The organism is Pseudomonas sp. 10(2024) (assembly GCF_045164175.1).
GTDB lineage: Bacteria > Pseudomonadota > Gammaproteobacteria > Pseudomonadales > Pseudomonadaceae > Aquipseudomonas > Aquipseudomonas alloputida.
The window spans coordinates 3,918,780-3,943,318 of record NZ_CP174006.1; the positions used below are offsets into that span (position 1 = coordinate 3,918,780).

General features: G+C 63.7%; 23 protein-coding genes. 11 read left to right on the top strand and 12 right to left on the bottom strand.

The genetic code is table 11. The features are described 5' to 3' along the window. Positions 1-139: 139 nt before the first annotated feature. Together ACI7M0_RS17780 and ACI7M0_RS17785 are read right to left on the bottom strand one after the other, a co-directional pair. Positions 140-1,162, bottom strand: coding sequence for an AraC family transcriptional regulator (locus tag ACI7M0_RS17780; protein ID WP_104962171.1), 1,023 nt, complete (start codon positions 1,160-1,162; stop codon positions 140-142). A 200-nt stretch (positions 1,163-1,362) separates the two neighbouring features. After that, positions 1,363-2,226, bottom strand: coding sequence for a LysR substrate-binding domain-containing protein (locus ACI7M0_RS17785; protein ID WP_010953192.1), 864 nt, complete (start codon positions 2,224-2,226; stop codon positions 1,363-1,365). A 112-nt stretch (positions 2,227-2,338) separates the two neighbouring features. Between ACI7M0_RS17785 and ACI7M0_RS17790 the strand changes: the two genes are divergently transcribed. Together ACI7M0_RS17790 and phnX are read left to right on the top strand one after the other, a co-directional pair. Beyond that, a complete protein-coding gene (locus tag ACI7M0_RS17790) occupies positions 2,339-3,445 on the top strand; it encodes a 2-aminoethylphosphonate--pyruvate transaminase (protein WP_129933881.1) in 1,107 nt (368 codons plus the stop codon). Between the two features lie 34 nt (positions 3,446-3,479). Continuing rightward, complete coding sequence (gene phnX, locus ACI7M0_RS17795; protein ID WP_003250077.1) at positions 3,480-4,307, top strand: phosphonoacetaldehyde hydrolase; 828 nt, start codon at positions 3,480-3,482, stop codon at positions 4,305-4,307. A gap of 477 nt (positions 4,308-4,784) precedes the next feature. Here the strand turns inward: phnX and ACI7M0_RS17800 are convergent, their stop codons facing one another. Continuing rightward, positions 4,785-5,849 (bottom strand): AI-2E family transporter, encoded by a 1,065-nt coding sequence (locus tag ACI7M0_RS17800; RefSeq protein ID WP_129933905.1) that lies wholly within the window; start codon positions 5,847-5,849, stop codon positions 4,785-4,787. A 132-nt stretch (positions 5,850-5,981) separates the two neighbouring features. On the opposite strand from ACI7M0_RS17800, the gene yegQ reads away from it, so the two are divergent. From yegQ to ACI7M0_RS17830, 6 genes are all read left to right on the top strand, one after another. Continuing rightward, positions 5,982-7,316: a tRNA 5-hydroxyuridine modification protein YegQ gene (gene yegQ / locus ACI7M0_RS17805; RefSeq protein WP_129933904.1), complete on the top strand. Its 1,335-nt coding sequence runs from the start codon at positions 5,982-5,984 to the stop codon at positions 7,314-7,316. Positions 7,317-7,397: 81 nt separating this feature from the next. Beyond that, positions 7,398-9,095 (top strand): copper resistance system multicopper oxidase, encoded by a 1,698-nt coding sequence (locus tag ACI7M0_RS17810; RefSeq protein WP_371920363.1) that lies wholly within the window; start codon positions 7,398-7,400, stop codon positions 9,093-9,095. Continuing rightward, the gene (locus ACI7M0_RS17815) at positions 9,088-9,972 is read left to right on the top strand and encodes a copper resistance protein B (protein ID WP_104962176.1); all 885 of its coding nucleotides are present in this window, start codon (positions 9,088-9,090) and stop codon (positions 9,970-9,972) included. The genes ACI7M0_RS17810 and ACI7M0_RS17815 overlap by 8 nt, the downstream gene beginning before the upstream one ends. A 14-nt stretch (positions 9,973-9,986) precedes the next feature. Continuing rightward, positions 9,987-10,415: a DUF411 domain-containing protein gene (locus ACI7M0_RS17820; RefSeq protein ID WP_010953186.1), complete on the top strand. Its 429-nt coding sequence runs from the start codon at positions 9,987-9,989 to the stop codon at positions 10,413-10,415. Further along, positions 10,415-10,852, top strand: a complete 438-nt coding sequence (locus ACI7M0_RS17825; RefSeq protein WP_104962177.1) for a YqaA family protein — start codon at positions 10,415-10,417, stop codon at positions 10,850-10,852. Before ACI7M0_RS17820 ends, ACI7M0_RS17825 begins: the two co-directional genes overlap by 1 nt. Positions 10,853-10,927: 75 nt before the next feature. Beyond that, the gene (locus ACI7M0_RS17830) at positions 10,928-11,926 is read left to right on the top strand and encodes an alpha/beta fold hydrolase (protein ID WP_010953184.1); all 999 of its coding nucleotides are present in this window, start codon (positions 10,928-10,930) and stop codon (positions 11,924-11,926) included. Between the two features lie 72 nt (positions 11,927-11,998). Here ACI7M0_RS17830 and ACI7M0_RS17835 read toward each other — a convergent pair whose 3' ends face one another. From ACI7M0_RS17835 to ACI7M0_RS17860, 6 genes are all read right to left on the bottom strand, one after another. Continuing rightward, entirely contained in the window at positions 11,999-12,580 is a 582-nt protein-coding gene (locus tag ACI7M0_RS17835) for a DinB family protein (RefSeq protein WP_010953183.1), read from the bottom strand. A gap of 13 nt (positions 12,581-12,593) precedes the next feature. Next, positions 12,594-13,700 (bottom strand): cell division protein ZapE, encoded by a 1,107-nt coding sequence (gene zapE / locus ACI7M0_RS17840; RefSeq protein WP_014591736.1) that lies wholly within the window; start codon positions 13,698-13,700, stop codon positions 12,594-12,596. 41 nt (positions 13,701-13,741) lie between these two features. Beyond that, the gene (locus ACI7M0_RS17845; RefSeq protein ID WP_129933903.1) at positions 13,742-14,887 is read right to left on the bottom strand and encodes a PQQ-dependent sugar dehydrogenase; all 1,146 of its coding nucleotides are present in this window, start codon (positions 14,885-14,887) and stop codon (positions 13,742-13,744) included. Between the two features lie 22 nt (positions 14,888-14,909). After that, complete coding sequence (locus tag ACI7M0_RS17850; protein ID WP_129933902.1) at positions 14,910-15,227, bottom strand: hypothetical protein; 318 nt, start codon at positions 15,225-15,227, stop codon at positions 14,910-14,912. Between the two features lie 234 nt (positions 15,228-15,461). Then, on the bottom strand, positions 15,462-16,427 hold the full coding sequence (gene speB / locus ACI7M0_RS17855) for an agmatinase (RefSeq protein ID WP_004576768.1): 966 nt from the start codon (positions 16,425-16,427) through the stop codon (positions 15,462-15,464). Positions 16,428-16,452: 25 nt separating this feature from the next. After that, positions 16,453-17,532, bottom strand: coding sequence for an extracellular solute-binding protein (locus ACI7M0_RS17860; protein ID WP_064491662.1), 1,080 nt, complete (start codon positions 17,530-17,532; stop codon positions 16,453-16,455). A gap of 102 nt (positions 17,533-17,634) precedes the next feature. On the opposite strand from ACI7M0_RS17860, the gene ACI7M0_RS17865 reads away from it, so the two are divergent. Continuing rightward, positions 17,635-18,525 carry a LysR family transcriptional regulator gene (locus ACI7M0_RS17865; RefSeq protein ID WP_129933901.1) on the top strand — a complete coding sequence of 297 codons (891 nt, stop codon included), beginning with the start codon at positions 17,635-17,637 and terminating at the stop codon, positions 18,523-18,525. Between the two features lie 876 nt (positions 18,526-19,401). Here the strand turns inward: ACI7M0_RS17865 and ACI7M0_RS17870 are convergent. Both ACI7M0_RS17870 and ACI7M0_RS17875 read right to left on the bottom strand, forming a co-directional pair. After that, positions 19,402-21,828, bottom strand: coding sequence for a TonB-dependent receptor (locus tag ACI7M0_RS17870; RefSeq protein ID WP_129933666.1), 2,427 nt, complete (start codon positions 21,826-21,828; stop codon positions 19,402-19,404). Between the two features lie 227 nt (positions 21,829-22,055). Then, positions 22,056-23,180, bottom strand: a complete 1,125-nt coding sequence (locus ACI7M0_RS17875) for a sigma-70 family RNA polymerase sigma factor (RefSeq protein ID WP_104962183.1) — start codon at positions 23,178-23,180, stop codon at positions 22,056-22,058. Positions 23,181-23,310: 130 nt separating this feature from the next. On the opposite strand from ACI7M0_RS17875, the gene ACI7M0_RS17880 reads away from it, so the two are divergent. Then, positions 23,311-23,790, top strand: coding sequence for an LEA type 2 family protein (locus tag ACI7M0_RS17880; RefSeq protein ID WP_020192401.1), 480 nt, complete (start codon positions 23,311-23,313; stop codon positions 23,788-23,790). Positions 23,791-23,810: 20 nt separating this feature from the next. Here ACI7M0_RS17880 and ACI7M0_RS17885 read toward each other — a convergent pair whose 3' ends face one another. Further along, entirely contained in the window at positions 23,811-24,074 is a 264-nt protein-coding gene (locus tag ACI7M0_RS17885) for a hypothetical protein (protein WP_003248880.1), read from the bottom strand. A 127-nt stretch (positions 24,075-24,201) separates the two neighbouring features. Between ACI7M0_RS17885 and ACI7M0_RS17890 the strand changes: the two genes are divergently transcribed. After that, a complete protein-coding gene (locus ACI7M0_RS17890) occupies positions 24,202-24,522 on the top strand; it encodes a YqjD family protein (protein WP_054889208.1) in 321 nt (106 codons plus the stop codon). The last annotated feature ends 17 nt before the right edge of the window (positions 24,523-24,539 follow it).

Here is a 24,539-nt window from a genome sequence, read left to right on the forward strand (position 1 = left end):
TTCCACAGCTATTTGACGAAGCCAACCATGTTGTTCAAATGCCGGACCAGGATGCAGAGGGAACGGGTTCGATCGGCGCCTGCTCGGTAAGCCTTCTGGGCCCGCGCGGTAATGCACTACGGCGGGAAGTGTTCGCCCTTCAGTGCCCTGCCCCTCGCGCCTGGATCAATGCCCGATAATGCCCCGGGTTGCAGCCGAACCACTTGCGAAATGCCTTATAGAACGAGCTGCTGTCGGCGAACCCCAAACGCTCGGCAAGCTCGCCCATGGCCACGTCTTCCTGGCTTAGCCAGGCGATCGCCAGCTCCCGTCGTACGCTGTCCTTCAAGCCCTGGTAGTTCTGCCCCTCTTCTGCCAGACGCCGCCGCAGGGTCGATGGCGACAGGCACAGCTGCCGGGCCAGGCGGTCAGCATCGGGCCATTGCTCAGGGGCCAGGCGCAACAGGTCGGTGCGGATACGCCGCCCGAGGCTGGCCGGGTCACGGTACTTGACCAGGATATTGCCCGGCGCTTCGGCCAGAAAACGCTGCAGCTCCTCCTCGCTGCGCCGCAGGGGCAAGTCGAGGTATTGCGAAGCAATGATCATGCGTGTGCGTGGACGCTCAAAATGCAGGTTCTCCGAAAACATGACCCGGTAGTCGTCGCAAAAGGGTGGTTCGGCACAACGCAGATCAATGCTCAGAATCGGGATGCGCCGCCCGGCCAGCCAGCAGGCCACCCCATGCACGATCATCCAGAAGGTGAAATAGGTGAACGCGCGGCGCGGTTCGTCACGCGGCTCATTGATGACAATTTCGGCCAGGCCTTGCTGGCGCACCAGGCTGGGCTGCATGTCTTGAAGCATCAGCGACAGAAATGCCAGCGAGGTTTCCAGGCCTGCGCCCAGGGTCGGCTGGCCCATGCTGGCACGGCACATGAACGCCAGGCTGCCACTGCACAGACCGCGCGGGTCCATCGCGAAAAACTCGTCGTTGCAGCGCCGGGCCAGCAAGCGCCACAGGCGGGCATAGGACTCGGCACTGACCCTTGCCTCTGGCAGGTGCAGTTGTTCAACGGCGATGCCCGCCCTGGCCAGCAAGCCACTGTCAGGCTCACCGGCAGGGCAGGTCTGCAACAGCGCTTCGCGCACCAGCTGCATGGAAATGGTGTCTTTGTCGCTCATCGACGGTCCTGTCGGCTGATTGCCGGCCATATTAGGGTCTGTATGAAAAGCCTTGAGACGAAGGTCAGGCAAGGCGAAAACAGCCGAGGAAGCGGAGTTTACGGGTTGTGAATGAGCATTCCGAGGCTGTTTTCAACGCAGCATCACCGAGTATCAAGGCTTTTCATACAGAGCCTAGGGTGCCCCGCAGCAAACAGCCATCATAGCCCCGCTGCCAGGCTCAGGAATGCCTGAATCAGGCGCAGTTCGCGACGACGCTCCAGGCAGCCGATCACGTGTTGGTTGACAAGGCCCTCGCCGGCCAACGGTCGTGCCACCACACGGGGATCATTGGCCACTTCAGTGGAAGAAACAACGCCAATCCCCAGCTGCGAGGCCACTGCCTCGGTTACCGCCTCCCGGCTGTCCAGCTCCAGCAATACACGCGGTTGCACGCCCGCCTTGATGCAGGCCTTGTCGAAGGTGCGCCGGGTGGTGGAGCTGGGTTCGCGCAGCACCATGATCTGCTGGTGCAGCGCGGCCAACGGCAAGTCCTCCCGCGCGCTGGCCCAGGCGTGCCCCACCGGTAACAGCGCACACAGGCGCGACTCACAGAGATTTTGCAGATGCAGCCCCTTGCGCGGCTCTATTTCGGTCAGCACCGCCACGTCGGCATGCTCGCCGAGCAGCGCAGCCAAGGTCTCCTGAGCATTGCCCAGGCGCAAGTTGACGGTGACGCCTGGGTACCGTTCACGCAGCAGCGCCAGCATCGGCATGACCCGGTGCGGGCCGTCGGCAGCTACCTCCAGGCGCCCGGTCAGCAACTGGCGGTTGGCCTCGAGCATGGCCTGCGCTTCTTCGGCCAGGCCGAACATGGCGCGGGTGATGGCCGCCAGGCGCGTGCCCTCTTCGGTCAGTTCCACGCGCCGTGCAGTACGCCGCAACAAGGTGATCTGGTAGTGCTCCTCCAGGGCCTTGACGTGCCCGGTCACCGCCGGCTGGCTGATGAACAGGCGCTCGGCAGCACGGGTAAAGCTGCCCTCACGGGCCACGGCGTCGAAGGCGCGTAGCTGGAACAGGTTCATATTCATCGGCCTGACTTATAGCTGGGATAACAACAAACAATTTGATTGATGGCAGCGCGAATTGCAACCTAGGCCCCGTAGTTTCAGCCCACCGCTTGTGAGGAATAACGGAATGAGCAACGCCCCGATTCTGCTGACCCCAGGTCCCCTGACCACATCAATCCGCACCCGCCAAGCCATGCTGGTGGACTGGGGCTCCTGGGACCGTGACTTCAACCAATTGACTGCCAGCGTCTGCGAACAACTGCTGGCCATCATCGACGGCGCCAGCAGCCACCACTGCGTGCCCCTGCAAGGCAGCGGTACCTTCGCCGTGGAAGCGGCCATCGGCACTTTGGTGCCACGCGATGGCAAGGTTCTGGTACTGATCAACGGCGCGTACGGCCAGCGCCTGGCGAAGATCTGCAAAGTGCTGGGTCGCACCTACAGCACCTTCGAAACGGCCGAAGACCAGCCGACCACCGCCGCCGACGTCGACCGGCTGCTGGCCGAAGACCCGGCCATCACCCATGTGGCGCTGATCCACTGCGAAACCAGCACCGGCATCCTCAACCCGCTGCCCGAGATCGCCCAGGTGATCAAACGCCATGGCAAGCGCCTGATCATCGATGCCATGAGCTCGTTCGGTGCACTGCCGATCGATGCCCGCGAAATCCCCTTCGAAGCACTGATCGCGGCCTCCGGAAAGTGCCTGGAAGGCGTACCCGGCATGGGCTTCGTCTTCGCCGAAAAAAACGCCCTGGCGGCCGCCGAAGGCAATGCCCACTCGCTGGCCATGGACCTGCACGACCAGCACGCATACTTGGCCAAGACCGGGCAATGGCGCTTCACCCCGCCTACCCACGTGGTCGCTGCACTGCACGAAGCACTGCAGCAATACAACGAGGAAGGTGGCCTTCCGGCCCGCCACCAGCGCTACGCAGACAACTGCAAGACGCTGCTCGATGGCATGGCAGCCATCGGCCTGCGCAGTTTCCTGCCTGCCGAGATCCAGGCGCCGATCATCGTCACCTTCCACGCCCCCACCGATGCCCGCTACCAGTTCAAGGACTTCTACGAGCGGGTCAAGGCCAAGGGTTTCATTCTCTACCCGGGCAAGTTGACCCAGGTCGAAACCTTCCGCGTCGGCTGTATCGGTGTGGTCGGGGCGGACGGCATGCAGGCCGCCGTGAATGCTGTGGCCGACGTGCTGCGGGAAATGGAAGTGCTGGACATCTGACGCTTTGCCCACCCGAACTCAGGAATTTGCGCACATGAACTACAACAACCCCACCCAATTGCAAGCCGCCATCCTCGACTGGGCTGGCACCGTGGTCGATTTCGGCTCATTCGCTCCCACCCAGATCTTTGTCGAGGCCTTTGCCGAGTTCGACGTGCAGGTGTCGATCGAGGAAGCCCGAGGCCCGATGGGCATGGGCAAATGGGACCATATCCGCACCCTGTGCGACGTACCGGAAATTGCCGAGCGCTACCGCAAGGTGTTCGGCCGTACCCCGACCGATGATGACGTCACCGCCATCTACAACCGCTTCATGCCGCTGCAGATCGAGAAGATCGCCGTGCACTCGGCACTGATCCCCGGTGCGCTGGACACCCTCACCGGTCTACGCCAGGACGGCCTGAAGATCGGCTCGTGCTCGGGCTACCCGAAAGTGGTGATGGACAAGGTGGTGGAACTGGCTGCGCAGAACGGCTACGTAGCCGACCATGTAGTGGCCACCGATGAAACCCCGAACGGCCGCCCATGGCCGGCCCAGGCCTTGGCCAACGTGATTGCGCTGGGGATTGACGATGTAGCGGCCTGCGTGAAGGTGGACGACACCGTGCCTGGCATTCTTGAAGGCCGCCGTGCCGGCATGTGGACCGTGGCGCTGGTCTGCTCGGGTAATGCTCTGGGCCTGACCTGGGAAGGCTTCCGGGCGTTGAGTGCCGAGAAACTGGAAAGCGAGCGCCAGCGCATCCATGCACTGTTTGCCGGCTCCCGCCCGCACTACCTGATCGACACCATCAACGACCTGCCCGAAGTGATTGCCGACATCAACCGGCGCCTGGCCAAGGGCGAGATGCCGCAAGCCTTCTGACCCCTGCGGTTTCGCTGTATGTGTGTCCGCCACCAATCTGTGTAGGAGCGGGTTTACCCGCGAATACGGTGGCGGCAGCAACGGTGAACGGCGGGTGGAAATTGGCCAGCAGGGCCGGCCCCTTCGCGGGTAAACCCGCTCCTACACGACGGTGCCTGCGCCCAACCATCGATGCGTGTCCACCCTCGATCCGGCGTAGGAGCGGGTTTACCCGCGAATACGGTAGCGGCGTCAACGGTGAACGCCTGGTGGAAATTGGCCAACAGGGCCGGCCTCTTCGCGGGTAAACCCGCTCCTACACGACGGTGCCTGTGCCCAGCCACCGATGCGTGTCCACCCCCGATCCGGCGTAGGAGCGGGTTTACCCGCGAATACGGTAGCGGCGGCAACGGTGAATGGCGGGTGGTAATTGGCCAGCAGGCCCGGCCCTTTCGCGGGTAAACCCGCTCCTACGGCCGACAAACCTGAGCTAGAACGCTATTGTGGCAATTGCACCCGCGGTTTGGTCGCGGCAAAGATCGCCCAGCTGGAAACGAACAGCGCCGCGATCAATGGGCCGATCACGAAGCCGTTGAGGCCGAACACCGCCAGCCCGCCAAGGGTCGACACCAGGATCAGGTAGTCCGGCATGCGCGTATCCTTGCCCACCAGGATTGGCCGCAACACATTATCCACCAGGCCGATCACCAGCACCCCGAACGCGGTAAGCACCACCCCTTGCAGTATCGCCCCGGTCAGCAGGAAATACGCCGCCACCGGCGCCCAGATGATGCCCGCGCCCACCGCCGGCAGCAGCGACAGAAACGCCATCAGCACCGCCCACACCAACGCACTCGGGATATCCAGCACCCAGAAAATAAAGCCTCCCAACGCACCTTGGGTCATAGCCACCAGCACGTTGCCCTTCACCGTCGCCCTCACCACACGATTGAACTTCAACTGCAAACGACGCTTCTGGTGCTCGGGCAGCGGGACCGCCATCCGCACCCGGCGCGCAACTTCCGGGCCATCACGCAGGAAAAAGAACAGCAGGTACATCATGATGCCGAAACTGATCAGAAACTCGAATGTGCCCTGGCCAAAGCTGAACGCCTGGCTGGCCAATACCTGGCTACCCTGGGTTGCCCACTTGGTGATCTTGTCACGCAACCCGTCAAGGTTACCCATGCCCATGTTGTCCAGCCCACGCTGGGCGAATGCCGGGAGCATGTCCTTGCCGCGCTCGACGTAACCGGCAATGTCCAGCTGCCCGCTTTCGATGCGCTGGTACAGCGTGGCGCCCTCTTGCACCAGCAGGGCGCTGATGATGATCACCGGCAGGATCGCCACAAGCAGGCACACCAGCGTGGACGTGGCCGCGGCAAGGTTACGCCGCCGCCCGCAGCGGATCAGCAAGTGACGCTGCAGCGGGGCGAACAGGATGCCGAGGATCACCGCCCAGAAGATTGCGCCGTAGTACGGCAGAAGAATCCAGAAGAAGGCAATGGTCACCAACGCCAAGAGTACTGCCAGGGCCTTGTTCTGTAGCGCTGTTTCGTTCATCGCAGTTCCTCAAATGGCTTATGAGTGATTAGTGCACCGCGCCTGGACAAAAGTGCCGTGCTCACTTGACGCAAATCAATACGCACCTTGTCCATCGACCCTAGCATCCCCGCCTTTTGCCCCGGTGCGCACATGAACCCTACTGCCAAGCCCGAACTGCTGGCCCCCGCCGGCACCCTCAAGACCATGCGCTACGCGTTTACCTACGGCGCCGATGCGGTCTACGCCGGCCAGCCGCGTTACAGCTTGCGGGTGCGCAACAACGAGTTCGATCACGCCAACCTGGCACTGGGGATCGAGGAGGCGCACGCCTTGGGCAAGCGCTTCTACGTGGTGGTCAACATCGCCCCGCACAATGCCAAGCTCAAGACCTTCCTCAAGGACCTGGCACCCGTGATCGAGATGGCGCCGGACGCGCTGATCATGTCCGACCCCGGCCTGATCATGCTGGTGCGCCAGCACTTCCCACAGATGCCGGTGCACCTGTCGGTGCAGGCCAACACCGTCAACTGGGCCAGCGTGCAGTTCTGGCAGCAACTTGGCCTGAGCCGGGTGATCCTGTCGCGGGAGCTGTCGCTGGACGAAATCGAGGAAATCCGCCAGCAGGTGCCGGGCATGGAACTGGAAGTGTTCGTGCACGGCGCCCTGTGCATGGCCTATTCCGGCCGTTGCCTGCTGTCGGGCTACCTCAACAAGCGTGACGCCAACCAGGGCACCTGCACCAATGCCTGCCGCTGGAAGTACGACGCCACGCCGGCCACCGAGAACGCCACCGGTGACATCGTGCGCCAAGTGCAGCCCACCCTGGGCCTGGGTGCACCCACCGACCAAGTGTTCCTGCTGCAGGAAAGCAACCGCCCCGGCACTGAAATGCCGGCGTTCGAGGACGAACACGGCACCTACATCATGAACGCCAAGGACCTGCGCGCCATCCAGCACGTCGAGCGCCTGGCCTTGATGGGCGTGCATTCGCTGAAGATCGAGGGCCGCACCAAATCGCACTTCTACTGTGCCCGCGCGGTACAGTCGTATCGCCAGGCGATCGACGACGCTGTGGCCGGGCGACCATTCGACCGCGCCCTGATGGGCAACCTCGAATCCCTGGCGCAACGCGGTTACACCGAAGGTTTCCTGCGCCGCCACGTGCACGACGAGTACCAGAACTACCAGCGCGGCAACTCGGTGTCCGAGCGCCAGCAATTCGTAGGCGAACTGACTGGCGTGCGCGTCGACGGCCTGGCCGAGGTCAAGGTGAAGAACCGCTTCGCCGTGGGCGACCATCTGGAGCTGATGACCCCGCGCGGTAACTACCACTTCGACCTGCACCGCCTGTGCAACCGCCAGCAGCACGCCATCGAGGTCGCACCGGGCGATGGCCATGTGGTGTATCTGCCGATCCCGGAACAGGTTGCCCTCGACTACGGCCTGCTGATGCGCGACCTGCGCATCGACGAAGCAGCAAGCTGACAACACTGTAATGTGCACCTCAGCTACCTGACAGCAGGCGGCAGCGAACATCGTGGCTCTTCCGCATGAGGCCACGCCATGTTGCGCAACCCCTCCCGCCGTATGTTTGTCAAAGGCCTGGGCGCCGCCAGCACGCTGGCGGGCCTGGGTCTGTGGCGCCCGCTGGCCCAGGCCGCCGAAGGCCGAGATCTGGCCGGCCAGCATTTCGAGCTGTTCATTGGCCAGACCCCGGTCAACATCACAGGCCGGCCGCGTACCGCACTGACCGTCAACAACAGCCTGCCCGGCCCACTGCTGCGCTGGCGCGAAGGTGACACTGTGACGTTGCGCGTGCGCAACCGACTGGCGCAGGACACCTCGATCCACTGGCACGGCATCATCCTGCCGGCCAACATGGACGGCGTGCCTGGCCTGAGCTTCGCTGGCATCGAGCCCGGCGGCGACTACCTGTACCAGTTCACACTGCGCCAGAGCGGCACCTACTGGTACCACAGCCATTCGGGGCTGCAGGAGCAAGCCGGGGTATACGGGGCAATCGTGATCGAGCCACGCGAGCCCGAAACGCACCGCTACCAGCGTGATCATGTGCTGCTATTGAGCGACTGGTCAGACCAGGCGCCGGAACAACTGATGGCGACGCTGAAGACGCAGTCCGACGCGTACAACTTCCACAAGCGCACGGTTGGCGACTTCATCGATGACGTGGCCGAAAACGGCTGGAGCCCCACCGTCGCCGAACGCACGGCCTGGGCGCGCATGCGCATGAGCCCAACCGACCTCGCCGATGTCAGCGCCGCCACCTACACTTACCTGCTCAACGGCCAACCACCACAAGGCAACTTCACCTGCCTGTTCCAGCCAGGCGAAACCGTGCGCCTGCGGCTGATCAATGCCTCAGCCATGACTTACTTCGACTTCCGCATCCCCGGGCTGAAGCTGACGGTGATCGCCGCCGACGGCTTGCCGGTGACCCCTGTGAGCGTGGATGAACTGCGCATTGCCGTAGCAGAGACCTACGACGTGCTGGTGACCGTGGGTGACCAACCCGCCTACACCCTGTACGCCCAGAGCATGGACCGCACCGGCTTCGCCCGCGGCACCCTGGCCCGTGCGGCCGGGCTGCAGGCACCGGTGCCTGCCCCCGACCCGCGCCCGGTGCTGAGCATGGAGGACATGGGCCACGGCGGTATGGATGCCATGCCGGGCATGAACCACGGCAGCATGGCCGGCATGGGCCACGCCGCGATGTCGGCCATGCAGCAACACCCGGTCAGTGAAACCGACAACCCGCTGGTGGACATGCAGACCATGGCACCGCGCCCCAACCTGGCCGATCCTGGCATAGGCCTGCGTGACAATGGTCGCCGCGTGCTGACCTACGCCGACCTGCGCAGCCCCTACCCCGACCCGGATGGCCGCCCGCCATCGCGTGACATTGAGCTGCACCTGACCGGCCATATGGAGCGCTTCGCCTGGTCGTTCGACGGCATCAAGTTCAGCGACGCCGAACCGCTGCGGCTGACCTACGGTGAGCGCGTGCGCATCACCCTGGTCAACGACACCATGATGACCCACCCCATCCACCTGCATGGCATGTGGAGCGACCTGGAAGACGAGCATGGCCAGTTCCTGGTGCGCAAGCACACCGTCGATATCCCGCCCGGCAGCCGACGTTCCTACCGGGTGACTGCCGACGCGCTGGGCCGCTGGGCCTACCACTGCCACTTGCTCTACCACATGGAGACCGGCATGCTCCGCGAGGTACGCGTCGATGAATGACACCCGCAACCGCAGCATCGTGACAGGCGTGGCGCTGCTGACCTTGCTGGCCAGTGAACGGGCGATGGCCGCGGGTTCCGAACACACGAACCACGGCCAGATGAGCCATCAGGCCATGCCCATGGACCATGAAAGCATGGGCCATGACCAGCCTTCCCTCAGCCAGCCTCGCACGCCCCTGCCTGTCATCACCGACGCCGACCGCCGCGCCGCCTTCCCGCCATTGCCAGGGCACCAGGCGCATGACCGGGCGCTGAACTGGGCAGTGATCGTGGACAAGCTCGAATACCAGAACTTCGAGAGCAGCAGTGCCCTGAACTGGAACGCCACCGCTTGGGTCGGTGGCGATATCGACCGCTTGTGGCTGCGCACCGAAGGCGAACGCGAACAGGGCAAGACCCACAAGGCCGAGCTACAGGCGCTGTGGGGCCATGCCGTGAGCCCGTGGTGGGAACTGGTGGCCGGTGCACGCCAGGACTTCAAGCCTGCCAGTGGCCAAACCTGGGCCGCCTTCGGCATCCAGGGCACACCGTTGTACGGCCTGGAGCTGCAAGCCACCGCCTATGCAGGCGAGCGGCAACAGACGGCGCTGCGCCTGGAAGCCGCTTACGCTATGCTGCTGACCAACCGCTGGATACTGGAGCCGACCCTGGAGGCCAACCTCTACGGGCGCAACGACGCCGGGCGCGAACAAGGTGCGGGGCTGGCCGACAGCGAGGTGGGCCTGCGCCTGCGCTACGAAATCACGCGCGGCTTCGCCCCCTACGTCGGGCTCAGTTTCAACCGCCTGCACGGCTCGCGTGCCAACCAGGCCCGAGAAGACGGCGAAGATCTGGGCCAGACCCGCCTGGTCGCCGGTATCCGCCTGCGTTTTTAAAGGAGTGCTTCACCATGCTGCGCAAACACCTGCTGACCCTGAGCCTGCTGGCCGTCACCGGCCTGGCCCAGGCCGCCGAGACCATCGACGTCTACCGCGACCCCAACTGCGGCTGCTGCAAGGCCTGGATCAGCCACCTGCGTGACAACGGTTTTACCGTCAACGACCACGTCGAGCCAAACATGAGCGCCGTCAAGCAACGCCTCGGCGTGGCGCCACGCCTTGCGTCGTGCCACACCGGGGTGATCGGCGGCAAGTTCGTCGAAGGCCACGTGCCGGCCGAGCAGGTGCGCCTGCTGGCCAAGCGCAACGACCTCAAGGGCCTGGCGGTGCCGGGCATGCCCATGGGCTCGCCCGGCATGGAGATGGGTGACCACAAGGATGCCTACCAGGTCATCGGGGTGACCCAGGATGGCCAGGACACTGTGGTCGCCAACTACTGATGCTCAGCCTGGGGGCGCTGTTTCTCAGCGCCTTTGGTGCCGCCACCCTGCTACCGCTGCAATCAGAGGCCGTGCTGGTCGGTCTGTTGCTGCGCCAGCCCGAGGCATGGGCCACCCTGCTGCTGGTAGCTACCCTGGGCAACGTGCTCGGCTCGGTGGTCAACTGGCTGCTGGGCCGGGCCATCGAGCACCTGCGCGAGAAACGCTGGTTCCCTTTCAGCGCAGCCCAACTGGCGCGTGCGCAGCAGCGCTACCAACGCTGGGGGCAATGGTCGCTGCTGCTCAGCTGGATGCCGGTGATCGGCGACCCGCTTACGCTGATCGCCGGGATAATGCGTGAGCCATTCTGGCGCTTCCTGTTGCTGGTGACCCTGGCCAAGGCTGGCCGCTATGCGGTGCTTGCGATGATTACCCTGGGCTGGTTTCACGCCTGGTAACACCTTTCAGGTTTCGCGTGGTCCACTGCCTGTTACAGTCGCCCCATTCAACCTGGCCCTACACGGAGTGCCCCCATGCTGCGCGCAACCGCCCTTGCCCTGGCCTGCCTTGCCAGCAGTTCGGCCATCGCTGCCGAGTCGCCTACCTACGGCCCCCAGCTCGAAGGCTTCAGCTACCCGCACCCCCTAAAGCATTTCGACTTCAAGTCCCAGGGCCAGGCCCTGCAGATGGGCTACATGGACGTGCCCGCCCAGGGCCAGGCCAACGGCCACAACGTGGTGCTGATGCACGGCAAGAACTTCTGCGCCGCCACCTGGGAAACCACCATCGACGCCCTGAGCAAGGCCGGTTACCGGGTCATCGCGCCCGACCAGGTCGGCTTCTGTACGTCGAGCAAACCGGCGCATTACCAGTACAGCTTTCAACAACTGGCCGACAACACCCATGCCCTGCTCGAACAGCTGGGTGTGAAGCAGACCATTGTGCTAGGCCACTCCACCGGCGGCATGCTCGCCACCCGCTATGCGCTGATGTACCCCCAGCAGGTGGAACGCCTGGCAATGGTCAACCCGATCGGTCTGGAAGACTGGAAAGCCCTGGGGGTGCCCTACCGCACCGTGGACCAGTGGTATGCCCGCGAACTCAAACTGGATGCCGAAGGCGTACGTGCATATGAACGCAAAACCTATTACGCCGGGCGCTGGAAGCCTGAGTACGAACGCTGGGTGCAGATGCTGGTGGGCTTGAACAAAGGGCCGGGGCATGAAGCGGTGGCGTGGAACTCGGCGCTGATCTACGACATGATCTTCACCCAGCCGGTGTACCACGAATTCAAGCACCTGCAGATGCCGACCCTGCTGCTGATCGGCGACAAGGACACCACGGCCATCGGCAGCGATATCGCGCCGCCGGAGGTAAAGGCCAGGTTGGGCAACTATGCAGAGTTGGGGCCGCAGGTGGCCAGGCTGATACCCAAAGGTGAGCTGATCACATTCGAAGGCATGGGGCACGCGCCGCAAATCGAGGAACCGGTGCGGTTCAATCGCACCCTGGTCGAATGGCTGGGCAAGTGAGCCAATGATTGGCCCCTGTGGCAGCGTACGCTTTTGTACTTTGCACAAGACCGCTGCTGCCACAGGGTGCCATTACACTTTCCAGACCTGCTCTTCTGTCCAGCCCAGCTCGGCAAAGTCGCCCGCCCGCAACTCGGCCTCTTCCTCGCAGAAAAACTCATCCAGCTGTGGTGGCCTGACCGCTGTATCACTGAGCATCGCGTGCACCTGCCCACGGTGATGCACCTGATGTTCGAACAGATGCGCCAGCAAACGCAGCCGCTGCTCGCGCTGCACCCGATCAGGCCGCACGACGCTCACATAGCGGCCCAGGTCGCCATCACTCAGCCCACGGCAGTAGGCGATCAAACGGTGATCAGCCTGGGCCTGCTCGGCATGCAGGTCGGTGCAGGTGGCAAACGGCTGTTCCGGGTCGAAAAAGCGTTCGCCGTCGGCATCGGGCTGCTCGCCGCGCTGCTCGCACTCGAGCATATGCAGGTAGAACCAATCCACCGTGAGCAAATGGTTGAGGGTGGCCTTGATCGACGGGAAGAAGCTGCAACGCGGGGCGACGAACTCGTCCTGGGTCAGTTGCAGGCAGGCCTTGTACAGGCGGTGATTGGCCCAGCCATTGTTATAGGCCTGGGTCAGCAGATAATGCGATAACGGCTGCATGGTCGGCTCCTTTTCAGGCGAAGCGTTGCAGTTGCATCTCCCGTAGCCGGCTCAGGGTGCGCTGGTACGGGAACGCCAGATACCCTTGAGTGTAGAGGGCATCGAGCGGCACCTGTGCCTCCAGGTACAACGCCACCCGGCGGTCATAGCATTCGTCGACCAGGGCAATGAAGCGGCGAACCGCATCGTCCTTGGGCGACAGCGCAGGCAGTTCACGGTCGCCCGCCACTACCCTCGCCGCGCCATCTTCGGTGCCACGGGCAATACGCCCCGCCCGCTGCTCCCCGCCCAGCGCCGGAATGCCGGATACCAGAATCGAGGGAAAACGGTCGCACAAGGCCATGAACTCCATGGCCGCCAAGGGTTGATCGCACAGATCGGTGAAACGACACCAGATAGCCTGCTCACTGCGCCGCACGACGTGAATGTGCCTTGAGCCAATACCCAAGGGCTGATCAGTGCCGGCATCTTCCGGGCTGAGCTGGCGAAACACCTCGCCCAACTGGCTGGCCTGCCCCGCCTCGGCTACCCAATAGCGCTGCCGCGCTTCACCGGGGTGCAGACGGTGATCCTGCTCGCCCGCTACCGGCAGGACCTGCATGTGACGACCGATGGCGGCGATGGCAGGCAGGAACCGCTCGCGGTTGAAACCATCGCGGTAGAGCTGCTCGGGTGGCTGGTTGGAGGTGGCGACGATCACCACACCCTGATCGAACAATACCTGGAACAAGCGGCCGAGGATGATCGCATCACCGATGTCGCTGACGAACAATTCATCGAAGCACAGCACGCGGATCTGCCGCGCCAGCTCCGCCGCCAGGGCGAGCAGCGGGTCGGCGGTGCCGTTGAGCTGAAACAGGCGTTGATGCACCCAGGCCATGAAGTGATGAAAGTGCTGGCGCCGGCTCGGTATGCGCAGACACTGGTGGAACTGGTCCATCAGCCAGGTCTTGCCGCGCCCGACCGGGCCCCAGAGGTAGAGGCCCTGGGTGGGGCGACCCTGCTCGAGGGACTGGAAGCAGGCTTGCAAGGCCTCGACGACGCGGGCCTGGGCGGGGTCAGCGACGTAGCCCCGAGTGCTCAGGGCTTGCTGGTAGAGGGTTTGGGGGTCGAGGGCCATGCCGCATTCTACCCGACTGTCACCCTCGGTGCAGGCGCGCGTCAGTCGGCCAGGCCGACCTTGAGTAGCGCACCGTCCTTGTCATCGGTCAGTACATACAGGTAACCATCCGGCCCCACCCGCACATCACGGATACGCGCCTTCAGGTCACCGAGCAACCGTTCTTCGTGCACCACCTTGTCGCCCTCCAGTTGCAAGCGGATCAATTCCTGAGTGGCCAGCGCCCCCATGAACAGATTGTGGTCCCAGGCCTTGAACGTTGGGCTGTCGTAGAACGCCATACCGCTGATACCCGGTGACTTTTCCCAGACATGGTGCGGGTCGACCATGCCGTCCACATGCTCGCCCTTGGCCTCGGGGATTGGCAGCAGCGAGTAGTTGATGCCGTGGGTCGCAATCGGCCAACCATAGTTCTTGCCAGGCTTTGGGATGTTGATTTCATCACCACCGCGCGGGCCGTGTTCGTGGGTCCACAGTTGACCGGTCCAGGGGTTGAGCGCGGCGCCTTGCTGATTACGGTGGCCGTACGACCAGATCTCCAGACGCACGTTGTCCTTGCCGACGAAGGGGTTGTCTTTGGGCACTTCGCCGTCCGGCAGAATACGCACGACCTTGCCTTGCAACTTGTCCAGGTCCTGGGCAGTGGGACGTTGGTTGTTCTCGCCCAGGGCGATGAACAGGTAGCCGTCGCGGTCGAACACCAGCCGCGAGCCGAAGTGGTTACCCACCGACAGCTTGGGCTGCTGGCGGAAGATCACGGTGAAATTTTCCAGCCGGGCGCGGTCTTCGGACAGCTGCCCGCGGCCGACTGCAGTACCGGCCTTGCCGTCACTGCCCTCCTCGGCGTAGGACAGGTAGACGGTGCGGTCCTTGCCGAACTCCGGTGACAGCGCCACATCCAGCAAGCCGCCCTGGCCTTCGGCCCAGACCTTGGGTACACCGCTGATCGACGGGCCAACCTTGCCTTCGGCATTGACCAGCCGCAGGTTGCCGGCGCGCTCGGTCACCAGCATGTCCTTGCCACCGGGCAGGAAGGCCAGGGCCCAGGGGTTGCGCAGGCCATCGGCAAGCGTGTCGACGATCAAGGTACCTTCTTCGCTGGGGAACCGCTGTTCGGCCGCCGCATGCGCCCACAGTGGCAGTAGCGCGGCGGCGGTCAGGGTGGCTAGCCAGGGTGCTCGAAGCATGCCGGATTCCTTTCAAGTGGGCTTAAGGCGCACGTGGGTTGTCGCGCGGTGGCCGGGTGGGTTCCAGGTTCGGGGTTTGCTGCTGACGACGCAGGTTGTCGCCGTTACCGATGCCGCGGTTGTCCAGGGTGGGTGGGCGCTGGTACGGGTCGGTGGACGGGCCACGTACCGGTGGCGCAGCCAGCATGCTGCCTTGACGGCTGTTGGGGTTGGCCCGCTGGATCGGGCTGTTGTAAGGGTTGTTGTTGCCGGCAGCACGTTGCACGGGCTGCTGCGCAGCCGCGTGCGCGGGCAGGCACAAGGCCAGGCCGAGGGCCAGGATAGGCAATGTCGGGGTCATGCTTCACCTCCTGTACGAAAATGCCGCGCCTGGTGGGTTTGATAGCCTAAGGCGCGAGGGGTTCGCGGCAAAAGTGTGAATGCGGGTGGAGATGATTCCTGATGTTTCAGTATGGGCCGCGGAGGGCTGCTTTGCAGCCATTCGCGGGCGCGCCCGCTCCCACGGTCACCCACAGATTTCTGGCCCTGTGAGACACGTGTGGGAGCGGGCTTGCCCGCGAATGGCCACAAAAATCTACTGGCCGTTGTCCACCTTGTGCCGCGCCGCATACAGGCACAGCATCTCCATGGCCAGGGTTGCCCCGGCCAAGGCGGTGATATCGGCATGGTCATAGGCTGGCGCCACTTCCACCAAGTCCATGCCTACCAGGTTGATGCCACGCAGCCCACCCAGAATCTCCAGCGCCTGCACCGTGCTCAGCCCGCCACACACCGGCGTTCCGGTACCGGGCGCGTAGGCCGGGTCGAGGCAGTCGATGTCGAAGGTCAGGTACACCGGCCGCTCGCCCACCCGCTGGCGAATCGCTGCAATCACCGCCTCTGTGCCCTGGCGGTGCACTTGCCTGGCGTCGAGAATGGCAAAGCCCTGGCTGTCGTCATTGGTCGTGCGCAGGCCAATCTGCACCGAGTGGGCGGGGTCAACCAGGCCTTCGCGGGCGGCATGCCAGAACATGGTGCCGTGGTCGATGCGCTTGCCCGCCTCGTCCGGCCAGGTGTCACTGTGCGCATCGAAATGGATCAGCGCCAGCGGGCCATGGCGGCGGGCGTGAGCCTTGAGCAGCGGGTAGCTGATGAAGTGGTCGCCACCGAGGGTGAGCATGGCGCAACCCGCCTGCAGAATGTGCTCGGCATGGGCCTCGATGCTGTCCGGTACCGACTGCGGCGTGCCGCTGTCGAAGGGGCAGTCGCCATAGTCGATCACCGCCAGGTGGTCGAACGGGTCGAACGCCCACGGCCAATGGCGGGCCCAGGCCTGCTGGACCGAGGCCGCACGGATCGCCCGCGGGCCGAAGCGCGCGCCGGGGCGGTTACTGGTGGCCGTGTCGAACGGCACACCGCTGACCACCACATCCACACCGCGCAAGTCGCGGCTGTAGCGGCGGCGGGAGAAACTGACAACACCGGCGTAGGTGCTTTCTGCGGCGGTACCATACAGGCTATCGCGGGTCATGGCCTGGTCATTGCTTGCGGCTTGGTCCACGGTCGGGCTCCTTGATTGTCATGGGCTACTGCCGGCTGCGGAAGGCGGTCCACAGACGGTTGCGTTGGCGCAGGTCGGCCAAGGCCATGCTGCGGTCGGCATACAGGCGCTGACGCACCTCGGCCGACGGATAGATATCCGGGTCGTTGCGCACCGCTTCGTCCACCAGCGGCGTGGCAGCCTGATTGGCATTGGCGAAGAACAGCGTGTTGGTCAGCGCTGCCACCGACTCTGGCTTGAGCATGAAGGCGATGAACGCCCGTGCGGCCTCGGGGTGCGGGGCGTCCTTGGGGATGACCAGGTTGTCCTGCCATACCAGCGTGCCTTCACGGGGGATGCGGTAGATCACCTCGAACGGCTTGCCGGCACGACGGGCCTGGTCGGCGGCCATCGCGGCATCACCGTTGTAGGTCAACGCCAGGCACACGCTGCCATTGGCCAGGTCGTTGATCTGCCGGCCGTTGGCAACGTAGCTGATCGACGGCTGCAACTGGCTGAGCAGGTTCTGCGCGGCAGCCAGGTCATCCTTGTTCTGGCTGTAAGGGTCCTTGCCCAGGTAATTCAGGGCTACGCCGATCACCTCCTGGGGCGAGTCAGGCAAAGCGATGCCGCAACCCTTCAGGCGGGTGGCGTACTCGGGCTTGAACAACAGGTCGAGGCTGTCCAGCGGTACATCGCCAAGGCGCTGGCGTACTGCCTCCACATTTACCCCAAGGCCCAGCGTGCCCCAGGTGTACGGCACAGCATGGCGGTTGCCGGGGTCAACCTCGGCCAGTTTGCCCAGTAGGTCCTTGTCGAGGTTGCCATAACCAGGCATGGCCTGAGCGTCCAGCGGTTGCAGGGCATTGGCCTTGAGCGCCCGGGCCAGCACGGTGGATGACGGCACCACCACGTCGTAGCCGCTACCACCGGTCAACAGCTTGGTTTCCAGCACTTCGGGGGTGTCAAAGGTGTCGTACCGCACCTTGTAGCCCGTTTCCTGTTCGAAGCGCTGCAGGGTTTGCGGGGCGACGTAATCGGCCCAGCTGTAGAGGTTGACGACCTTCTCTTCGGCCTGCAGCGGCAGGGCCAGAACCAGAGACAAAAGGCACAACGATCGACGCATGGCGGACACCTCGGTAAATGGGTGGATGCCGCGAGCATGCCAGCCGGGTTACATTGCACCAATGACAAGTTTGCAAAGCTGACATTCATCAGGAGCAATGTAATGCTCGGACAAGTGCACGATCCCGACCTGCACCTGCTGCGGCTGTTCGTCACTGTAGTCGAGGCAGGTGGCTTCAGCGCCGCTCAAGGCGTGCTGGGCCTGAGCCAGCCCACCATCAGCCAGCGCATGGCGCAACTGGAGGCACGCGTGGGTTACCGCCTGTGCAGCCGCGGCAAGGGTGGTTTTCGCCTGACGGAAAAAGGTGAATTGCTATTGGAGGCGGCGCGTGGGCTGCTGCTGAACATCGAGCAGTTTCGCCAGCAGGCCAACGGCGTTGCCGGGCGATTGCTGGGGACTGTGCGCATAGGCATGGCGGAAAATCAGGACAAGGCGGTGAGCCTGAAACTGGCGGCGGCCATTGCGGCATTTCGCAGGCGAGAGGAATCGGTGCAACTGGAGCTTGTCAGTGCACCGCCGGCGGAGCTGGAACGGCTGTTGCTGGAGCAGCGGCTGGACTATGCCATCAGCTATTTTTCCGGCAACCAGGCGGCCTTTGATTACCAGCCCTTGTTCGCAGAACGACAGCGGCTGTATTGCGGCAGGGGGCATGTGCTGTATGGCAAAACGGATGTTGGGCTTGAGCGGTTGCTGGACATGGACCAGGTGCGCCATCCGTACCGTTTTCTCAAAGGGGGCGAACCGTTCCAGAGCAGACGCAGCACGGCAGTGGCGGAGCAGATCGAAAGCGTGCTGACGTTCATTCTGTCTGGTCGGCATATTGGCTACTTGCCATGCCATTGTGCACAGGCCTGGGAGGCCGAGGGGCTGTTATGGGCGCTGGACCCTGAGCTTGATTTTGGGGTGCCGTTCACCCTGGCCCGGCACCGGGCACAGGGGGTTGGCGAGGCAGCCCATGTATTTGCGCAGGATTTGCTGGCGGCGTTTGCCTGAACCGGCCCCTTCGCGGGTTTACCCGCGAAAGGGCCGGCCCTGCTGGCCAATCTCCACCAGGCGTTCACCGTTGACGCCGCTACCGCATTCGCGGGTAAACCCGCTCCTACGCCGGATCGAGGGTGGACACGCATCGGTGGTTGGGCGCAGGCACCGTCGTGTAGGAGCGGGTTTACCCGCGAAGAGGCCGGCCCTGCTGGCCAATTTCCACCCGCCGTTCACCGTTGCCGCCGCTACCGTATTCGCGGGTAAACCCGCTCCTACGCCTGATCGGTGGTGGACACGCATCGGTGGCTGGGCACAGGCACCGTCGTGTAGGAGCGGGTTTACCCGCGAAGGGGCCGGCCCTGCTGGCCAATTTCCACCAGGCGTTCACCGTTGCCGCCGCTACCGTATTCGCGGGTAAACCCGCTCCTACGCCTGATCGGTGGTGGACACGCATCGGTGGCTGGGCACAGGCACCGTCGTGTAGGAGCGGGTTTACCCGCGAAGAGGCCGGCCCTGCTGGCCAATTTCCACCAGGCGTTCACCGTTGACGCCGCTACAGTATTCGCGGGTAAACCCGCTCCTACGCCGGATCGGTGGTGGACACGCATCGGTGGCTGGGCACAGGCACCGTCGTGTAGGAGCGGGTTTACCCGCGAAGAGGCCGGCCCTGCTGGCCAACTTCCACCAGGCGTTCACCGTTGACGCCGCTACCGTATTCGCGGGTAAACCCGCTCCTACGCCGGATCGAGGGTGGACACGCATCGGTGGCTGGGCACAGGCACCGTCGTGTAGGAGCGGGTTTACCCGCGAAGGGGCCGGCCCTGCTGGCCAATTTCCACCAGGCGTTCACCGTTGCCTCCGCGAACAGGCCCGTTCAAGCCACCACAATCAGTAAGCCATGCTCCAGCTCAGCGTGTAGGTCCGCCCACGCCCCTGGTAGTCATACAGATACGCCGGCCCGTAGGTCGGCGAATAGAACAACGTCGCACGCTGTCCCCATACCGTGCTGTACTGCTTGTCCAGCAGGTTCTGGATACCGGCACTGAAGGTGCCGAAACCGGTGTCCTGGCTGCCCAGCAGGTCGAAGGTGGTGTAGCCGTCAATCTCGTGATCGGCATCGTCCTTCAGGCTGAAGGCATGGTTGGCCTGCAAGCGTGCACTGCGCCCATCGCCCTTCCAGCCGACAAACGCGGTGGCCTTGGACAACGAGGCATAACGGGCATCGCGCTTGATCCAGCCGCCGTCTTCGGCCTCTTCCTCGGAGCGTGTCATGTGCAATGTGCCGCCAGCTTCCCAGCCGGTCTGGAAGTGCCGGGTCAGTGCACCTTCAAAGCCGAAGTCGCGGCTTTTCTGCTCTTCCACGTCGATGGTCAGCGTTTGCGAATCGACGTTGATGATCTTGTCCGACCAGATGTAGTACAGCGCTGCCTGCGCATCCCAATCCAGGTCGGCATAGCGCCAGCCCAATTCCACCTGGCGGCTCTTGATACCGGCCAACGGGTTATCGGCCACGCTCAGGCCCGGCTTGCCGTAGTACTTGGCCGGGTCAGGCAGGTCGAAGCCTTCGCCATAGTTGCTCCACACCTGGTGGCCGTTCTTGAAGTCGTAGATGGCACCGACGTTGAACAGGTTGACCTGATAGTCGTTACTGCCACCTGGCACACCCTTGAAGTCGCTGACATCCACGTCCATCTGCTGCCGCCGGGCACCACCGGACAATGTCAGGTTGTCGGTGGCATGCCAGTCCAGCTGGGCATACACCGACACACCATCCACCCGGTAGCTGGGGTAGCGGTCGGCCTTGCTGTCTTTTTCCAGCTCCAGGCCACCCGACTCGGACGAGGTCTGGGCGTTGAAGGTGGTCTGCTCGGCGTTGAAGCGCTCGCGGTCCAGGTCAACGCCGTAGGTCAGCTTCAGCGTATCCCACTGCTTGGCAAACAGGCCCTTGAGGCTGGTGACTTCGAAGTTCTGCTGCGAGGCGGCAAAGTACACCCCGCGCGAGCCGGTGGGTGTGGCACGGTTGTAGTACGGGAACGGGTAGAAGTTGTCGTCTTCCTTCCGGTACGAAGCCTGCAGGTAGAAGTCCTGGCCCAACACGTCGGTGTGGTGGTAATTGGCGTTGAGCAGCAAGCGCCGCGTACGCGGCTCCAGGTCCGATGAATAACCGCTGCGCAGCTCGGCGTCTTCCAGGTCGGATGGCGCGTTGTAGTTCAGGTTGGGGAAGTAGATACCCGTGCTGCCGTGGTTGCCCGAGTCGTAGTACTGGGCCAACAGGTCGAGGCTCTGCTGGTCGTTCAGTTGCAGGCCCAAGGTACCGAGTACGTCGATGGTGCGATTGTACTGCAGGTCGGTCTGGGTGTTGTCGATGAAGATCTGGTCGCCAGCACCATCGTAGAAGGCTTCGTTCTGCTCACCGGAAATACCCAACCGGGCATTGACCCGCTCGTTACCACCGCTGACGGACTGGGCGAAGCGGGTGGCCAGGTCGTCGCTGTTGTTGAAACCACTGCTGGCCCCCAACTGGGTTTCGAAGCGCGCCGGGCCAGGTTCGCCCTTCTTGGTCACGATGTTGATGATGCCGCCGGTGGCGCCACCGCCGTAGATGGCGCTGGCGCCAGACAGCACTTCGACGCGCTCGACGTTGAACGGCGAAATGCTGTCGAACTGGCGCGACAGGCCGCGGGAGCTGTTCTGGCTGACCCCGTCGATCATCACCAGCACGTTGCGCCCACGCATGTTCTGGCCGTAATTGGTGCGCCCTTCCGGCGCCAGGTCAAGGCCCGGCACCAGCTTGCCGATGGCTTCCTTCAGGCTGACGCCGCTGTCGATCTGCTCGCGCAATTGCTGCTGGTCGACCACCCAGACGGTCCCGGGGATTTCGCTGATGGCGGTGCTGGTGCGCGAGGCTACGCTGACTTCGATCGGCTTGAGGTTGACCGCCTGCGGCGCGGCCTCGGCCTTGCGCAGGGTGACGGTGCGAGCCTCGCTGAACTGCCAGCTCATGCCGCTGCCGGCCAGCAACTGCTGCAAGGCCTGCTCGACACTGTAGTTGCCCTGCAACGCCGGGCTGACCTGGCCGGCGACATCGCCTGTGGTGTACAGCAGGAGCAGGCCGGCCTGGTCGGCGAAGGTGGTCAGCGCCTGGTCCAGCGGTTGGGCTGGCAGGTCGAGCTGGACCTGGCGAGCCTGCATCTGGGTCTGTTCGGCAGTCGTCGCGGCCCCTGCGTGCAGGGGGCCGAGCAACAGGGCCACGGCACTGCAAGACATCAAGGCATGGTGAAAAGAACCGCGACGGCGGTGCAAGGGCTTGAGCATCAGAGGCACGAATGAGCTTCCTGACAAGTCGTAAATGAGAATGGGTTGCTGATCAGTCTCACTACGACGATCTGGCTTGCAGGAACTTGCAGTGGCAAATGGAAAATATTTTTATTTCTGTCCGGCCTCTTCGCGGGCAAGCCCGCTCCTACAACGACTGCGCCCGCCTGAAGATTGTGCGATCTGTGCAGGAACGGGCTTGCCGCTAAGAGGCCGGCACAGGCTGATCAATGCACCACGGCCAACCACGGCAGGTAAGTCACCTTCAGGCCATACCGTTGCTCCAACGTCCGCAACAGGGCCTCAGGTTCATCCAGGTCAAACACCCCGCTCACTTCCATCGCAGCCAGCTTGCTGTCGGACAACACAATGCGCCCATGCCGGTATCGCTCAAGCTCGGTCAGCACCTGCCCCAGCGGCTTGCCGTTGAAGATCAGCTTGCCACGCTGCCAGGCCATCTGCGTGCCGGCATCGGCCGCCACTGCCAGTTCATGTTCACCCACCTTGGCTTCACCGCGAGCCAACACGACGTGGCCATCGCGCTGCACGCTGAAGGTGGCAGCATTGCCCTGCACCTGCGCACCGGCCGTTTCGACCACAAACGGACGTGAATCATCGGCGGTCTCGAACAACGCCTCACCCGCATCGAGTACCACCCGCCGCTCATGCTCGCTGAACGCCACGCTCAAGGCACTGGCGCTGTTCAGCGTCACCCGTGTGCCATCTGTCAGGGTAATGACCTGCCGCTCGCCCACGGCGGTGTGGTAATCGGCCAGCAGCATCGGGGCTTGCTGCCAACCCGCCACGGCGGCGACCAGCAACACCACCGAAGCCGCCACACCCGCCTGCTTCAGCCGGCCGCGGCAATGGCGCAAGGCCTGGCCGATATACTTTGCCACCATGCTCTCGGAAACCCCCAGGCGTTGAGCGACCTGCTTCTGGGTCAGGCCCTCGACACGGTTGAGCAACAGCGCCTGGCGGGCATTGTCGGGCAACTGCAACAGCGCCTGGTCAAGAATCTGCAAACGCTCGCGGGCCAGCAACGCCGCCTCAGGGGCGGGCGCCGGGCAGGCCACCTCACAGGCTCCGTCGCTGTCGTCGTGGCTGGCGGCGATGCGTTGCTCACGGCGCAAGGCGTCAATCGCCAGGTTGCCGGCGACGCGGAAGATGAAACTGCGTGCGTGCAACACCGGCACCGCCTGCTCGTCGATGTTCACCAGCTTCAGGTAGGTTTCCTGCGCCACATCGGCCGCGCGCTGGCGGTCGCTCATGCGCCGTGTCAGAAACTGCAGCAGGTCGTCGTAGTGCTCCTGGAAACTTGCCAGCAGGCCCGACATGGGTGAAGTCAGCATGATTGGGAACAGCCAGTAAGAGAGGTTATCGGGCGTTAATGAGAAACAGTATCTTTCATATGAACCGATACTTTCAACGCCGACGCGCATTTGCCACACTGCCAGCTCCATTCCGGCAAGGTCACAGCCCATGACTGCCCGTCTTTACCGCTACACCCGCCTGTTCCTGGTCCTGCTGCTGGCCTGTGGCCTGGGGGCCTGTGCGCTGTTCCAGCCACGCGACCCGGTAAACATCAGCGTAATCGGCATCGAACCACTGCCCGGTCAGGAGCTGGAACTGCGCATGGCGGTGAAAATGCGGGTGCAAAACCCCAATGAGGCGCCGATCGATTACAACGGCATCGCCTTGAACCTGGAAGTGAACGGCCAGCCGCTGGCCGCTGGGGTCAGTGACCAGCAGGGGCATATTGGCCGCTACGACGAAGCGGTGATCGTGGTGCCGGTAAGCATCACGGCGTTTTCCTTCCTGCGCCAGGCCTATGGGCTGGGCAAGCTGGATTCGCTGCAGGGTCTACCCTACAAGCTGCGCGGCAAACTGGCCGGCGGGCCGCTGGGGACCGTGCGCTTTACCGATGAAGGCAAGCTGGACCTGCCCAAGGGCACCTACTGACAAGCGCCGGGCGGGTGTGCTCAGCGGTTGGCGCTGGCTGCGGCCATCAGCTTGTTGACTTCGCTGCGCACCATGCTGGCGTATTCAGGCGGCGTCATGCCGTCCAGTTCGGCGCGCACCCACTCGGCCCATTTGCCCTTGCGCCGTGGCTTTTCGGCAATCAGCCGGGCGGCTTCGCCCTTGGCTTTGCCCAGGTTGTTCTGCCACATCTCGAACAGCCGGGCCTTCTCTGCCTCGATCTGCGCCCGTTCCTCGAAGCTCATGTTGGCCAGATTGAAACTCATGAAGTTACCTGCAGGTTTGAAAATGGCCGCTATCTTACACCCAGGCAACCCATCATCGGAAAGCCGCCGCAACTTTCCCGACGTGGCGGCATCCATTGTTCACACCCCCATTGACGAGGACGAGTTCATGGCCCGGAAAAACGCCACGCTGGCTGACAGCGATCAGATCAAGGACCAGGTATTCAGCGAACTGCAATCGCTGATAGAAGAATCGGAAAAACTGCTGAACGACAGTGCCGCCCTGGTGGGCGAAGAAGCCGAGACGCTGCGCGCCCAGGTAAGCCTGAAACTTCGTCAGGCTCGCCAGGCGGCCAGCAACGTGCGCAGCAAGGCGCAACCGGTGGTGGACGCCACCCAGGACTACATCGGCGGCCACCCCTGGCAGACCGTTGCCATTTCTGCCGGCCTCGGGCTGGCGGTAGGCCTGCTACTGGGCCGGCGCAATTAAGGCCTGCGCCGCCTGGT

Excerpts from the sequence above, each read along its gene's own strand:
- ACI7M0_RS17780 (WP_104962171.1), bottom strand. The coding sequence starts at position 1,162 with ATGAGCGACAAAGACACCATTTCCATGCAGCTGGTGCGCGAAGCGCTG.
- ACI7M0_RS17785 (WP_010953192.1), bottom strand. The coding sequence starts at position 2,226 with ATGAACCTGTTCCAGCTACGCGCCTTCGACGCCGTGGCCCGTGAGGGC.
- ACI7M0_RS17790 (WP_129933881.1), top strand. The coding sequence starts at position 2,339 with ATGAGCAACGCCCCGATTCTGCTGACCCCAGGTCCCCTGACCACATCA.
- phnX (WP_003250077.1), top strand. The coding sequence starts at position 3,480 with ATGAACTACAACAACCCCACCCAATTGCAAGCCGCCATCCTCGACTGG.
- ACI7M0_RS17800 (WP_129933905.1), bottom strand. The coding sequence starts at position 5,849 with ATGAACGAAACAGCGCTACAGAACAAGGCCCTGGCAGTACTCTTGGCG.
- yegQ (WP_129933904.1), top strand. The coding sequence starts at position 5,982 with ATGAACCCTACTGCCAAGCCCGAACTGCTGGCCCCCGCCGGCACCCTC.
- ACI7M0_RS17815 (WP_104962176.1), top strand. The coding sequence starts at position 9,088 with ATGAATGACACCCGCAACCGCAGCATCGTGACAGGCGTGGCGCTGCTG.
- ACI7M0_RS17820 (WP_010953186.1), top strand. The coding sequence starts at position 9,987 with ATGCTGCGCAAACACCTGCTGACCCTGAGCCTGCTGGCCGTCACCGGC.
- ACI7M0_RS17825 (WP_104962177.1), top strand. The coding sequence starts at position 10,415 with ATGCTCAGCCTGGGGGCGCTGTTTCTCAGCGCCTTTGGTGCCGCCACC.
- ACI7M0_RS17830 (WP_010953184.1), top strand. The coding sequence starts at position 10,928 with ATGCTGCGCGCAACCGCCCTTGCCCTGGCCTGCCTTGCCAGCAGTTCG.
- ACI7M0_RS17835 (WP_010953183.1), bottom strand. The coding sequence starts at position 12,580 with ATGCAGCCGTTATCGCATTATCTGCTGACCCAGGCCTATAACAATGGC.
- zapE (WP_014591736.1), bottom strand. The coding sequence starts at position 13,700 with ATGGCCCTCGACCCCCAAACCCTCTACCAGCAAGCCCTGAGCACTCGG.
- ACI7M0_RS17845 (WP_129933903.1), bottom strand. The coding sequence starts at position 14,887 with ATGCTTCGAGCACCCTGGCTAGCCACCCTGACCGCCGCCGCGCTACTG.
- ACI7M0_RS17850 (WP_129933902.1), bottom strand. The coding sequence starts at position 15,227 with ATGACCCCGACATTGCCTATCCTGGCCCTCGGCCTGGCCTTGTGCCTG.
- ACI7M0_RS17860 (WP_064491662.1), bottom strand. The coding sequence starts at position 17,532 with ATGCGTCGATCGTTGTGCCTTTTGTCTCTGGTTCTGGCCCTGCCGCTG.
- ACI7M0_RS17865 (WP_129933901.1), top strand. The coding sequence starts at position 17,635 with ATGCTCGGACAAGTGCACGATCCCGACCTGCACCTGCTGCGGCTGTTC.
- ACI7M0_RS17870 (WP_129933666.1), bottom strand. The coding sequence starts at position 21,828 with ATGCTCAAGCCCTTGCACCGCCGTCGCGGTTCTTTTCACCATGCCTTG.
- ACI7M0_RS17875 (WP_104962183.1), bottom strand. The coding sequence starts at position 23,180 with ATGCTGACTTCACCCATGTCGGGCCTGCTGGCAAGTTTCCAGGAGCAC.
- ACI7M0_RS17880 (WP_020192401.1), top strand. The coding sequence starts at position 23,311 with ATGACTGCCCGTCTTTACCGCTACACCCGCCTGTTCCTGGTCCTGCTG.
- ACI7M0_RS17885 (WP_003248880.1), bottom strand. The coding sequence starts at position 24,074 with ATGAGTTTCAATCTGGCCAACATGAGCTTCGAGGAACGGGCGCAGATC.
- ACI7M0_RS17890 (WP_054889208.1), top strand. The coding sequence starts at position 24,202 with ATGGCCCGGAAAAACGCCACGCTGGCTGACAGCGATCAGATCAAGGAC.